This is a genomic window from Nocardia sp. NPDC049707 (assembly GCF_040674855.1).
GTDB lineage: Bacteria > Actinomycetota > Actinomycetes > Mycobacteriales > Mycobacteriaceae > Nocardia.
Window position 1 is genome coordinate 44,342 of the sequence record NZ_JBFANN010000048.1, and the last position, 12,254, is coordinate 56,595.

Below are 12,254 nucleotides of genomic sequence, written 5' to 3' on the forward strand. Positions count from 1 at the left end.
TCCGGTGCTGGCGCGCCAGCGCGAGACCAGCCGGTGGGGGCCATATTCGCCTGACCGTGTGCGCGCGCAGCAGCACCGCTTCATCGATCTCCTGCGCGGCCGCGGTGTGGATGTGGTGCTTGCCGACCAGGCGCCGGGCTCCTACGGCCAGCATTACACCCGCGACATCGGGTTCGTTATCGACGATGTGTTCGTGGTGTCCCGGTTGCACTCGCGGCGGCGGCAAGGTGAGTTCGCGGGAGTGCGGCGGCTGGTGGAGCGCATCGAGCGGGTCGCCTATCTCGATGCAGGCACGATCGAGGGCGGTGACGTCATGTTGCACGACGGGCTCGTGCTGGTCGGCCTGAGCGAGGAGACCTCGCCGGCCGGGGTCGATGCGTTGCGCTACCAGCTCGACCAGCTCGGCAGCGAGCGAGTGGTTCAGCCGATCGGGTTCGCCTGCGGTGGCATCGTGCACCTTGACGACCATTTCAACATCGTCGCGCCGGAGGTGGCGCTCGTGCACCCGGGCGTGTTCGACGATGCTCAGATGCGGTGGTTCGCCGAGCATTTCGACGTTATCCCGGTGACCGGTGCTGAGGCCGCGGCGGTGGAGGTGAACGCGCTCGCGCTTGGGCCGGGGGTGGTGGTCGTCGCCGAGCGCAGCGAGCGGATCGCCGCGGAGCTCGATACCCGGGGAATCGAGGTGATTCCGGTGGACTATTCCGAGGTCACCCGGATTCCGGGCGCGTTCCGCTGCTCTACGCTGCCGTTGGCCCGCGCGAGCACCGTCATGCCCTCACCTGGCGGGCAGCAGTTCGAACGCGGCCTCGGCGATTCGACGGCCGTTGATCTGGATCTGCACTCGGCCGGTGCCGGGGGCGAGTTTGCGGCTGGCCGTTGAACGCATCGGTTGTGTCCGGGACACGGTGCGCGATTCACCGGGGTCCAGGTCGAGAGTGGTCCCTTTGAATATCGCCTCCCCGTGGCCAGAGCGGGCCCGTGGGTAGGTCAGGACGTAGTCGATGACGACACGCTCGGTGGTGGTGCCGGTCGCCCGCAGGGTGCAGTCGACGCCGAGGCTGTTTCCGATGGCCACCGCGGGCGCGTCCAGGCGTAGTTCGGCCACATCTACCGCCGGGGTGATCGACAGTCCGAGAAATTCGAACGCACCGGGATGCCCCTTTTTGACCAGTGTGCGAAGCGATTGCCTGACGATGAATTCTATTTCTCTCGGGCGTTGCCTGTTCGAATCACGCCATCGGCCCAGGGTGGTCAACACAAGTTCGGGATCGGTGGCGGTGATGTCGTTGAGGTGATTGGCAACCGATTGAGTGACGAATCGAGAATCATCGGAGAATAGTTCGTCCAATATCGGAATAGTCGCTTCAACGGGAAGGGTGATGCGGGGCGACCACGGCAGCTTCGGGCGTGTTCCTTCGCTGGCCAAACGACGGACGTGATAATCGGGATCGCGACTCCATTCCACGACTGCTTCCATCGTCTCGTCGGGGTACGCGTTGAGGAAATAGCGCAACGCGTCTTCTGCGGTGAAATGCTTGGTCATTTCTTTCAACGCGTTGAGTGAGGAATCGAGATTTTCTCGAGTGCATCCGTAGCGGGCGATGAAATCGGAATACGGGGCGTAGGTGTAGAGACCGAAGTCGCTGCCGGTAAAGGTTGCATCGTCGTGTGGAGGCAGCGCGGTAACCAAGATCGCTGTCGCGGTACTGACATCAGCGGGCAAGTGATCCGCTAAAGTGTCCGCAACACAAGCGATTCGGGCTTTGAGTTCCAGCCGCGCAAGTTGCGCCATGACGATGGTGACGAACCCCTCGGCGTCGAAGCTGGGCGCGACGCGCGATAGGTCACCGGCCAGCGATTCAACCCGTGCCTGGTTCATGGCAGATTCTTTCAGCGGAATCGGCTGACTCATGCCCGGAATGGTATCCCATCCGGCCGACCTCACGCGGCGAACCCTGATCTGCCCGGGTAGTAGGCGGTCTCGCGAGGTTCGATCACATCTCACCGATTGTATTTGAATTCGGGTTGTTCTTGCTAGAATTCGAAGGTGAGTCGCTATCATATCGACCCTTTGTCATCGACTTTCGGAGCGCGTGTTTCAGGGATTGATCTGTCCCGGCCGCTGAATGAGTCGGATTCGGTTTCCCTCGTCGACGATCTGATGAAATACAGGGTCCTGGTCGTGCGGGACCAAACCCTGTCTCACGAGGATCATATCCGGGTGAGCAGAGTGTTCGGTGAGCCGGAAATACATGTGCAGGATCAGTACACGGTGCCAGGTTTTGCGCAGATCGTGACGATCAGCAATATTCATCGCAACGGCGTGCCGATCGGCTTGTATGACGGCGATAACGAACAGGAGTGGCACACGGATCTGTCGTTTCAACCGGCGATGAGTTCGGTGTCGCTGCTGTACTCGGTGATCGCGCCCGAGGTCGGCGGGCAAACCCGGTTCGCCGATACGACCACGGCCTACGACGATCTTCCGGAGGAGCTGGCCGCTCAGGTCGACGGGCGCGAGGCGGTGCACTCGCTGGTGCACCTGTTCGAGCAGCAGGCCGCCGACAACCCGGCCAAGGTGCCACTAACCGAGGCTCAGAGAGCGAAGACGCCCGACGTCGTGCATCCGCTGGTTCGGTTGCACCCGCAGACCGGCCGGCGGTCACTGCTGCTGGGAGACACGATCATTCGCAATATCGTCGGTCTCAGCCCGGCCGAGTCCGCCGGGCTGCTCGATCAGCTGCATGCCCACGTGACCGCCGAGCGATATGTGTACTCGCACCGGTGGGCGGTCGGCGATCTGGTCATCTGGGACAATCGGGCCACAATGCACACCGCCTCACCGTGTGATCACACTCGCCATCAGCGGCTGCTGTATCGCACCACGGTCATGTGACACCTGATCGCCGCGCCGAACGGTGCGCTCGGCGCGGCGACCGGGGAAAGTCAGGCGCCGGCGTCGATGGTTTCAATGACCGGCAGCCACGACACGGCGTTGTCCTTGCAGGATTGGTGCACCGGGGTCAGTGCACTGTGGTCGTCGAGGGCCATCATCGTGATGCCCATCGCATCACCGCCCTCGTCGAACGCGGCGACGAGCGAGCCGCAGTTCGGACAGAACCCGCGCTTGGTAGTCGGATAGGTGTGATACCAGCTCGGCTCGCCGCCATCGCCGATCCAGGCGACCGTGGCGAGGGGGAAATCAACCCAGGCTGTGACGGGTCCTCCTGCCAGTTTCTGGCAGTGCGGACACGAACACAGTTCCCTGGCAAGTGCTTCTGTTCAGCGCCAGCGCACATACCCATCTCACTGTTCAGGCGTTGGTGACAGCACGATGTCGCCCGTCGCTAGCGGGTCTATGATCCCGTCCAGGACGAACCTCTCACATCGAGACATCCTCTCGCCCAGCTCAAGTGACCTCATGGGCGGTGACGAGTTCAGGACCCATTCGCTGACGTCGAGGCGACTTGTGATGGCGTCGGTGACTTCCAGGTGCTCTCGGACCTGCTGCGTGTCCCAGCCTTGCGGGGCCTCGAACTTCATGAGCGGCGTCGGCGCCGACTCGTCGATCCGGATTGGCTTGTGCGGCTCTGCCATGACATCGCCGACGGGCCGTAGCGGCTCCATGAGACCGATCCGGACCTTCTCGATGTGGGGGGCGAGGGCGTGTCCCTGCCGGTGGCGATCGATCCGGGCGAGTTCTTCGATCCACCACAGCATGTTCGACCGATGGTCTGGTTCAGCGTTGAAGGGTTGGACATGTCGAAGCAGGGCAAACGTCTCGTCGGACAGCGCTTTCAGCTTCCCTCTGTGGTTCGGATCGTCGTACTTTGCGGCGTCGACGAATGTCGGAAAGTAGATGCTGCGTTCGGCGGGTGGGGGGCTCTGGCCGCTGTCTCGCACTGCGAGGTAGTACACGATTCCGTCGAGCGCAGCACGCAGTTCATACAGCCACTCCCCGAACAGGACACTGAGCCGGACAGGCATGGGGATCACAGTCCTGACTACGAAGACCCAGGTGGTGCTCGTTTCTCCCCGGATGACGTCGATTTCGCGCGGTCGATCACCCATGTGTCGTATCCACTCGGCTCCGATCGCGGCCCTGATCTCCCCGGCTCGACGGACTCGTTCACGACAGATTTCTACAGGCCGCTCCCGCTCGTCAGTCGAAGACGCGTCCTGATCCCGCGGCCGAGCACTCATCGGGCGTTGGGTTTGCGGCCGAGGATGTAGTAGTGCGCGATCGACTCCCGCAACTGTCCGGACGGCTCGCACTCGAGAAGTTGCGTTCGAAGATCCTTCTCGAATTCTTCAGCGAGAGCGGGGTTCTGACGAATCGGCGCTGTGTACGAGGTCGACCACAAGAACCCGATGAACTCGTCCAACGTCCAGGCGTTTGGTGTCGGGAACCGGTACTCGGTGACGTCGAGGAACCCTGCCTCTCGCAGGATGTCTTCATGGGTGCGCCGTGTCGGGGTGCTGCTGTCAGCCGTCGCTGGCGACGCACTCGCAGGACGTCCCGGTTCGCCGGACCATCGGCCCACGACATCGACGGCAATCGCCTGCCACGACTCGGTTCCACTCCACGGCGTGCTGCTGCCCAGGATCGCCAGACAACAGCCCGGAGCCAGCCATTGACCGGCGCGTTCGGCGATCAATCCTCGGTCGAGTCGATGGAAGGCATTGCCGATCGTGACCAACTGTGCCGGGGCGGTGACCACCAAATCCTCGGCTCTGCCGATGCTCCACGCGATATTGTTCGCGCCGGCTTCGACGGCTTTGCTGCGACCGACCTCGACCATGTCGGGTTCGAGGTCAACAGCCTGGACGTCGGCGAACCGGTCGTGCAGCGGAATCGCGACTTCGCCTGTGCCGCAGGCAAGGTCGACGAGAAGCCCGCCCTCATCCGCCCTGCCGAGGAGGTCCTCGAATAGCGGATCAGGGTAGGCCGGGCGATAGCGGCTGTAATACTCCGCGGCCCCGCGAAACAGATCCTCGCGGTAGCCGGGCTGCACCGGCCAGCTCGGCGGTGTCGACGCAGACGACGAGGTCTCGGTCATATCGTCATCATTCCTTTATTGAAGTTCCCTGGTGGTAGTACATCCTCCAGCTGGTGGCGGCAAAATCCTTGCGCCACAACGAAGATCGAAGTACTTGCCGCCCATCGCGGTTGGTCTGATAGGTCAGGTGCACCAGGCCTGGTGCCAGTAGTACTCCGCGAACGTCGGAGACCTCGATCCGCTGATTGCCCGCCGAACCCGACATCGTTGGTAACTCCGCGAGCATTTGGTGCCGATTCCATCGTCGACCAGATGCGCCAACCTCCACGAACTCTGGATCCAGCAGCGCTTCGGCAAGTTCGCGTGATCGTCGAACGGCCGGGTCAAGTAGTTGCATCTCGGCAGCGATAGCTTCCCGTATTTGTTCGTCGGCGTTGCGTGCGGTTGGCGGAATCTGCGGTTCGTTCATCGGCTTCGCCTCTATTGAGAGTTCGTCACTTGGTCGGTTATGTGGTCTGTCCAAGTCGACCGGGGTCTGGGTGTCGTGAGGGCTGTTCGTGATGAATCGCGCGATGGCGTCCAGGCCTGGTTGGTATCCGTTGGCGGTGTCGACGGTCATTTCCGCGACGTCCATCTTCACCGGCACGAAGGAGTCTGCAGTGCGGGTTCCGGCGGCGATCTCGGCGATGAGGTCGGCGTCGTTGTGCGCGCGCCGGTGAGGGTCACGCTCGGCACGGCAGGTGATGCGATCGTGGAGCACCTGCTGCGGCGCGACGCAGTGGATGATGCGAACTTCGGCGAATTCGGCCACACGCAACAAGTTCGGGCGCCAAAGTTCTATAGCTGGTTAAATCTGTTGTAGCTCAGCCCGTTTAGGCTCGAATCCTTGCAGGTCAGATCATTCCGCATCGTCGGCGGCTGCGCAACAGTTGGCGCTGTTGCAGTTGCGCCTTACTCAACCCAGAACCATCGAGTCGATGACCCGGCTGAGCTACCGTGTCGACGGGCTCGGCCGGCGCGGTGTGCGGGTCGTATCCTCTCGACACGGGTGTCCTGGCTCATGCCACAGACGGTATGCCCATATCCTTGAGCAGAGCGCGGATGCGGTGTTCGATCTCGTCGCGGATGGGGCGCACGGCGTCGACGCCTTGTCCGGCGGGGTCGTCGAGTTTCCAGTCCAGGTAACGCTTTCCGGGGAAGTACGGGCAGGTGTCCCCGCAGCCCATGGTGATCACCACGTCGGAGGATTCGACCGCGTCGGCGGTGAGGATCTTGGGGATTTCGGTGGAGATGTCGATGCCGACCTCGGCCATGGCCTGTACGGCGGCGGGGTTGACCTGGTCGGCGGGCTCGGAGCCGGCGGAGCGGACTTCGACACGGTCGGTGGCGAGGTGGGTCAGGAATGCGGCGGCCATCTGGGAGCGTCCGGCGTTGTGGACGCACACGAACAGCACGCTCGGCGTGGAAGACATTGTATGAGTGGACCTTTCAGGATGCAGAGAAACGGCGACGCAGGGCGAGGGAGACGTAGACCAGGCCGACGAGGACGGGGACTTCGATGAGCGGGCCGACGACTCCGGCAAGGGCCTGGCCGGAGGTGGCGCCGTAGGTGGCGATCGCCACAGCGATGGCGAGTTCGAAGTTGTTGCCCGCGGCGGTGAACGCGAGGGTGGTGGTGCGTTCGTAGCTCAGACCGATGACGCGGCCGTAGAGGTAGCCGCCGCCCCACATGATCGCGAAATAGGCCAGCAGCGGGACCGCGATGCGCACGACATCCCATGGGCGAGAAGTGATTTGGTGGCCTTGCAGGGCGAACAGGATCACGATGGTGAACAGCAGTCCGTACAGCGCCCAGGGCCCGATGCGTGGCAGCAGCGTCGACTCGTACCAGTCACGGCCCCAGGCCTTCTCCCCGAATCGGCGGGTGAGGAAACCGGCGACCAGGGGGATGCCGAGGAAGATCAGCACTGATTTCGCGATCTGCCACGGGGAGGTGTGGATCGTGGTCTGCGCCAGCCCGAGCCAGCCGGGAAGGACCGACAGGTAGAACCAGCCCAGTACGGCGAATATGACGACCTGGAAGATCGAGTTCAGCGCGACCAGCACGGCGGCGGCTTCTCGGTCGCCGCAGGCCAGGTCGTTCCAGATGATCACCATCGCAATACATCTGGCCAAGCCGACGATGATCAGCCCGGTCCGGTATTCGGGCAGGTCCGGTAGCAGCAGCCAGGCCAGGGCGAACATCAGCGCGGGACCGATCAGCCAGTTCAGCACCAGGGAGCCGACCAGCAAGCGGCGGTCCCCGGTCACCGAGTCGAGGCGGTCGTAGCGAACCTTGGCCAGCACCGGGTACATCATGATCAGCAGGCCGATCGCGATGGGCAGCGAGATTCCGTCGACCTGGACGGCGGACAGTCCGTCACCGAGGCCGGGGACGAGGCGGCGGTCACCTGCAGCGACAGGTTGCGGGACGAAGGTGACCAAGGGGCCGGGGTCGCGGGCGGCTGGTCTGCGCCGTCGCCTACAAGCTGATCGACGCCGCACAGGCCCGCTGGCGGGCCGTCAACGCCCCACACCTGGTCGCGCTCATGCGCGCCGGAGCTGTCTTCCAGGAAGGCAAACGCCCCACCGCCCAGAGCCGCCCAGCACCGAAACCCGGGCGACCGGATCGGAAGTCGCCTGAGATACCCCAAACACAGTGCGACGACCTCATGCCGGGTAGCAGGTCAGCGTGCGGTCATTCGCTCGGTGCCGGTGACGCGCATCATGTCGAGTGCCGAGGCTTCACGGGTGCCAGCTGCGGCGGAGTAGACGATCATCGATTGGTCGGTATCAGGCAGCAGCAGGGTGTCGCAGTCCAAAACCAGGACCCCGAAGTCGGGATGGTCGATCGTCTTGTGCGTCGACCGCCACGTCGTGACGTTTCCTGTCCGCCACAGGCCCTGGAACCGCGGGCTACCGGCGATCAGATCATCGATCAGCTCGCGCAGCTCGGGGTCGTCGGGGTAGCGCGAGAGCGCGGTGCGTAGCGACCCGACTGCCTGCTGCTCGGCTGGCTCGATTTCTTCCGCGGTGAGTGCCACGCGAGTTTCACCGGCGCCGAGGAACCGCTGCCAGAATAGGTTGCGGCGTCCCTCGGGCCAGCTGGTGAGGTCGCCGATGAGCGCGCAGGCCATCGGGTTTTGCACCAGTACGTCACCTTTGGCCGACAAGACCAGCGCGGGCAGGTCGGTCATGCGTTGCAGCAGCCGCAGCACGCTGGGCCGTACCGACATCTCGACCCGCCCGGCCAGCGGCGGTGCGCTGCCGGCCAGGCGGAAGACTTGATCGCGTCCGTCGCGGTCAAGACGCAGCACCCGGGTCAGCGCGGTGAGCACCTGAATCGACGGTCGTGGTGCGCGACCCTGTTCGAGGCGGACCACGTAGTCCACACTCAACCCGGACAGTTGTGCGACCTCCTCGCGGCGTAGGCCGGCGACCCGCCTCCTGGGGCCCGCCACAAGGCCCACCTCTTCGGGCGCGATGCGCGCCCGTGCGGCCTTGAGGACGCAGGCGAGTTCGGCGCGGTCCATGCCTCCAGTCTCCTCGGCTGGGTGCCCGCTGTCCTGGTACTGCAACTCCTAGCCTCCAGGGTCTCTGGATGGCATCTCGGCGCCGGGCCATGGTGGTGTCAGCAGTGAGTCGACGCGACCGCGGGCCAGGCCGAGCAGGTCAGCGGCTTTCACGTCAGAAGTATTGGGGAGAGCGACATGGACACCGAAGGCAACGCAAACGAAGACAACGCAGCAGTGCCGAGCTATTCGAGCGCCGAGCGTGACCGCCGATGGAACCTGGCCCGCGAATTCATGCAGCGCGAAGGGCTTGATGCGCTGCTGGTCCACGGCGAACACGAGGACGCCGGTCCCGCGCCGTTCGCGTACGACACCTGGTTCACTAACGCCAGGGCCGGCACCACGATCGTTTTTCCACGTGACGGCGACCCGCTATCGCTGTTGCCGATGGAGATGTTCTGGCGGGACTATCTGGAATGCGAGCGCCGAGGCGACCCCCTCTGGATTGCACCCGAGAACATCCGAGCAGCGCGTGACTCCGCGGCGATCGCCGACACGCTGATCGAACTGGGGCTGTCGGCGGCGACGATCGGCGTCCTCGGTCTGGAACCCGCTGCGCCGTGGCATCCGGAGGGCATCCTCCCCTACCAGCAGTGGAACTACATTCTCACCAGATTCCCAGACGCGACGTTCACACCCGTCACCCAGACGATGTCGCGTTTGATGTTGCCGCTGAGCGCTGAAGAGATCGCGGTCGTACGCCGCGCGGCGAGCATCGGCGATGCCATGGTGACGGCCATGGTGGCCACCGCCGCTGCCGGGGTCTCGGAATGCGAGGTGTACGCGGCGGGAATGGCTGCCGGATATGTACGCTGCACAACTCCGGCCGCCATGCACCTCTACTCGGGGCCCGATCCACTGGCCCGGGCGCTGCCACCGTGGAGCTACCGCCCGCAGGCGCCCCGCATCCTGCGGGACGGCGACGTCGTATCCGCGGAGGTTTTCGCCAACGTGGGTGGGCGCCACACCCAGCACCAGGTCACCATCACGATCGGCGATCCGCATCCGGATCTGCTGCGAGCAGCCGAGGTTGCGCGCGCAACCTATGACGCGGGTCTGCAGGCGCTGCGTCCGGGCCGGACATTCGGCAGCGTCGTCGACGCCATGCGCACGGTTCCAGAGGCGGCTCACGGTTGGGAGTTCGGCCCTTCACTGCACTCGCTCAACCCGGCCTTCGTGCTCAGCGGGTTCCCCGCAGACGCCACGAAACATATTCCCGGCGCGGATGTTTACCCACCTGAGCCGGACCACCCCACCATCGGCGCCGACATGATGCTCGAGCCGGGAATGACCTTCGCCATGGAACCGAATTACGTCTTCGGCCGGCACTTGGCTTATCTGGGCGGCACCGTCATCGTCGGTGACCCCGCCCCTCTGGAACTCAACCCCTACACCGCCCAAATTCTGCGCGCCGAAGGCACAAGCAAATAGCGAAGCCCCTGTTCACCGAAGGAGACAGTATGACAACCGTATTCATCACTGGTGGTCATTCCGGCATCGGCCTTGAATGCTCCCGACAGCTCGCCGCGCGAGGGGTCGACATCATCCTCGCCGGTCGCAGCCCGGCAAAAATGCAGTCGGTTGCCGATGAACTGCAAGCGATTCCCGATATCTCCGTGGTCACCGTCGAACTCGACACGTCCTCGCTCGCCTCGGTGCGCAGCGCAGCGGTCAGGTGCGCTGCGCTGATCGAACGCGGCGAGATCGGACCGTTGCGAGCGGTGCTCTGCAACGCCGGAGGCCGCTTCGACGGGCAGGAGAAATACAGCCCGGAGGGATACGACCTGACCTTCGCAACGAACTGCCTCGGCCACTTCCTCCTCACCGAGCTCCTCCTCTCGATGATGCCCGTAGATGGTCGAGTCGTGTTCACCGCCAGTGGCACCCACGACCCCGACACCATGGACGGCAAGATGATCGGCAAAGCCGTTGAGCCGAACGCCACCAAGCTCGCCAACGACGGGAAAAACGGGGCCAAGCCGCTGTCGGCGGGCAAGCGCTACTCCACGTCGAAACTCTGCACCATCATGTACGCCTACGAACTCGCGCGCCGGCTCGACCGTGCGGGCAGCTCGATCGCATCCATCGCCTACGACCCCGGCGCGGTGCCCGAGACAGGCTTCCTACGCGACATGCCCAAAGCGGTGCAGTGGCTGGCGACAAGATCGCTGATGAAGTCGGCGTTCAAGCGCATCGGCGTCACCACCTCGACAGTCGCATTTTCCGGCGCTGCACTGGCCGACCTCGCCGTCAACGAGCAGTACGCCACGAAGTCCGGGCAATACTTCCAAGCCAATCAGGGAAAGCTCTCGCAGATGCGTTCATCAAAGGCCTCCTACGACGAGCAGCGCGCGGTCACGCTGTGGAACGACTCGAAGCGGCTGGTCGGTCTCCGCCTCAACGAGGAACCTGCCCAACTACGCTAGCGAACGGCTTCCAATCGGAGTTTCTCACCAGAATTGCTCGCGAGTACGCGGAAAATGTTGTGGGACAGCATCATTGACAGTCGACATTCACAACCAGAGGCGAAATGGTCCCGCAGTAAGATCCGGCCCATATCACGAAACCCATGCAGACTATATGGAGGCCAGCGCCAGCACCGCGCCGGGACATATTGCCCTGGCCCCCAGCGCCTTTGCCGATGAACAGACACTGCTCCGCGACTTGGTGCACGAGCGCGTCCACATCGACCAGTACGCACAAGGCAGAGTAGGAACAGGAGTGACCCGGGAGCTGGAAGACGAGGCATACGCCGCCGATGAAGCGTTCTGGCAACGCTATCTCGCTGGGAAGAAAGGAGAATGAGTAGTGAGCGAATTCTATGTTGAGACCGGTGCGTTTGTCCAGCTCGATCAGCAATGACACGATCGGCGCGAACGGCAGCATCTCGGTCAGCTCAGCCTTGAGCGCCGACGCTTCGGACGGAATATCTTCGGCCGACAGCGGCGAGATCACCAGGCTGCCCTCCTCATCGAGGCGGACCGGGCCGTCGCCCTCGGCCAGCACCTTCTCGAGCTCACCCATCGCTTCCTGCCACTCTTCGACGAGCGTGGCCAGCGCGCGAGCCGGATCATTGGATTTGCCGACCAGACGGCAGAATTCGGCACGCTGCGGCTCCCACTGCTCTCGGGTCAGCAGATAGGCGGCCGGATCTGCGTAGCGGCGCGAGCCCGGCACCGGTGCGAAGCCCGTCCCGCAAGCGGACCAGGACACACAGCTCCCAAAAGTGCCGGTAGGCAACAGCATTGCCGGACTTGCGGGCCTCGTCCAAGTATCGCGCCACTTCGTCGGCACGAACCCGGTCGGTGCCTCAACGTCACGCTCGACAACTTCCGATCTCGCCCACATCGTCAGAGAACTACTTGATCACCAAGTCTCGGACGAGAGTGACAGATAGGCTCGCGCGACATCGACACAAAAGTCACACCCTCACCAACAGCTCGAGCGGGCCTCGATGCCGAAACCCATTGCGCCACCGTATATCACCAGACTCAGCGACGCCCTGCAAACCTGGCCACGTCGTCGCGATTCGCGACAACGCCGCCGCCGCAACCGGACGCACCAGCCCAGTTCCCACGCACGCATGTGCACCGAGACTGAACCCGAGGTGGGGGTTACGTGCCCTCGACACATCCAACTT

At 63.8% G+C, this 12,254-nt stretch carries 12 protein-coding genes and 2 pseudogenes; 5 read left to right on the forward strand and 9 right to left on the reverse strand.

Going from position 1 to position 12,254, the window contains the following annotated elements:
• Positions 1-58 precede the first annotated feature (58 nt).
• Positions 59-883 carry an arginine deiminase family protein gene (locus tag AB0J29_RS30985; RefSeq protein WP_364793908.1) on the forward strand — a complete coding sequence of 275 codons (825 nt, stop codon included), beginning with the start codon at positions 59-61 and terminating at the stop codon, positions 881-883.
• Here AB0J29_RS30985 and AB0J29_RS30990 read toward each other — a convergent pair.
• On the reverse strand, positions 779-1,915 hold the full coding sequence (locus AB0J29_RS30990; protein WP_364793910.1) for a hypothetical protein: 1,137 nt from the start codon (positions 1,913-1,915) through the stop codon (positions 779-781). The two genes, AB0J29_RS30985 and AB0J29_RS30990, sit on opposite strands and share 105 nt — an antisense overlap.
• 135 nt (positions 1,916-2,050) lie before the next feature.
• Between AB0J29_RS30990 and AB0J29_RS30995 the strand changes: the two genes are divergently transcribed.
• Positions 2,051-2,899, forward strand: coding sequence for a TauD/TfdA family dioxygenase (locus AB0J29_RS30995; protein ID WP_364793912.1), 849 nt, complete (start codon positions 2,051-2,053; stop codon positions 2,897-2,899).
• 50 nt (positions 2,900-2,949) lie between these two features.
• Here AB0J29_RS30995 and AB0J29_RS31000 read toward each other — a convergent pair whose 3' ends face one another.
• The 6 genes from AB0J29_RS31000 to arsB all read right to left on the reverse strand — a co-directional run bounded on the left by AB0J29_RS31000 (position 2,950) and on the right by arsB (position 7,487).
• Positions 2,950-3,264, reverse strand: a complete 315-nt coding sequence (locus AB0J29_RS31000) for a GFA family protein (protein ID WP_364793934.1) — start codon at positions 3,262-3,264, stop codon at positions 2,950-2,952.
• Between the two features lie 45 nt (positions 3,265-3,309).
• Positions 3,310-4,074 (reverse strand): hypothetical protein, encoded by a 765-nt coding sequence (locus tag AB0J29_RS31005; protein WP_364793914.1) that lies wholly within the window; start codon positions 4,072-4,074, stop codon positions 3,310-3,312.
• 128 nt (positions 4,075-4,202) lie between these two features.
• Complete coding sequence (locus AB0J29_RS31010) at positions 4,203-5,063, reverse strand: methyltransferase domain-containing protein (protein ID WP_364793916.1); 861 nt, start codon at positions 5,061-5,063, stop codon at positions 4,203-4,205.
• 7 nt (positions 5,064-5,070) lie between these two features.
• Complete coding sequence (locus AB0J29_RS31015; RefSeq protein WP_364793918.1) at positions 5,071-5,814, reverse strand: DUF4440 domain-containing protein; 744 nt, start codon at positions 5,812-5,814, stop codon at positions 5,071-5,073.
• A gap of 247 nt (positions 5,815-6,061) precedes the next feature.
• The gene (locus AB0J29_RS31020) at positions 6,062-6,475 is read right to left on the reverse strand and encodes an arsenate reductase ArsC (RefSeq protein ID WP_364793920.1); all 414 of its coding nucleotides are present in this window, start codon (positions 6,473-6,475) and stop codon (positions 6,062-6,064) included.
• A 16-nt stretch (positions 6,476-6,491) separates the two neighbouring features.
• Entirely contained in the window at positions 6,492-7,487 is a 996-nt protein-coding gene (arsB, locus tag AB0J29_RS31025) for an ACR3 family arsenite efflux transporter (RefSeq protein ID WP_364793922.1), read from the reverse strand.
• On the opposite strand from arsB, the pseudogene AB0J29_RS31030 reads away from it, so the two are divergent.
• A pseudogene (locus tag AB0J29_RS31030) lies at positions 7,474-7,686 on the forward strand (IS256 family transposase); the annotation flags it as partial. The gene arsB and the pseudogene AB0J29_RS31030 overlap by 14 nt on opposite strands.
• A gap of 43 nt (positions 7,687-7,729) precedes the next feature.
• Here AB0J29_RS31030 and AB0J29_RS31035 read toward each other — a convergent pair.
• Positions 7,730-8,575 (reverse strand): helix-turn-helix transcriptional regulator, encoded by an 846-nt coding sequence (locus AB0J29_RS31035; protein WP_364793924.1) that lies wholly within the window; start codon positions 8,573-8,575, stop codon positions 7,730-7,732.
• 177 nt (positions 8,576-8,752) lie between these two features.
• Between AB0J29_RS31035 and AB0J29_RS31040 the strand changes: the two genes are divergently transcribed.
• Together AB0J29_RS31040 and AB0J29_RS31045 are read left to right on the forward strand one after the other, a co-directional pair.
• Positions 8,753-10,045 carry a M24 family metallopeptidase gene (locus tag AB0J29_RS31040; RefSeq protein WP_364793926.1) on the forward strand — a complete coding sequence of 431 codons (1,293 nt, stop codon included), beginning with the start codon at positions 8,753-8,755 and terminating at the stop codon, positions 10,043-10,045.
• Positions 10,046-10,074: 29 nt separating this feature from the next.
• Entirely contained in the window at positions 10,075-11,040 is a 966-nt protein-coding gene (locus AB0J29_RS31045) for an SDR family NAD(P)-dependent oxidoreductase (protein ID WP_364793928.1), read from the forward strand.
• Between the two features lie 403 nt (positions 11,041-11,443).
• Here the strand turns inward: AB0J29_RS31045 and AB0J29_RS31050 are convergent.
• Positions 11,444-11,926: pseudogene (locus tag AB0J29_RS31050) on the reverse strand (Tn3 family transposase); the annotation flags it as partial.
• Between the last annotated feature and the right edge of the window lie 328 nt (positions 11,927-12,254).

Excerpts from the sequence above, each read along its gene's own strand:
- AB0J29_RS31045 (WP_364793928.1), top strand. The coding sequence starts at position 10,075 with ATGACAACCGTATTCATCACTGGTGGTCATTCCGGCATCGGCCTTGAA.
- AB0J29_RS31010 (WP_364793916.1), bottom strand. The coding sequence starts at position 5,063 with ATGACCGAGACCTCGTCGTCTGCGTCGACACCGCCGAGCTGGCCGGTG.
- AB0J29_RS31035 (WP_364793924.1), bottom strand. The coding sequence starts at position 8,575 with ATGGACCGCGCCGAACTCGCCTGCGTCCTCAAGGCCGCACGGGCGCGC.
- AB0J29_RS31005 (WP_364793914.1), bottom strand. The coding sequence starts at position 4,074 with ATGGGTGATCGACCGCGCGAAATCGACGTCATCCGGGGAGAAACGAGC.
- AB0J29_RS30990 (WP_364793910.1), bottom strand. The coding sequence starts at position 1,915 with ATGAGTCAGCCGATTCCGCTGAAAGAATCTGCCATGAACCAGGCACGG.
- AB0J29_RS31040 (WP_364793926.1), top strand. The coding sequence starts at position 8,753 with ATGGACACCGAAGGCAACGCAAACGAAGACAACGCAGCAGTGCCGAGC.
- AB0J29_RS31020 (WP_364793920.1), bottom strand. The coding sequence starts at position 6,475 with ATGTCTTCCACGCCGAGCGTGCTGTTCGTGTGCGTCCACAACGCCGGA.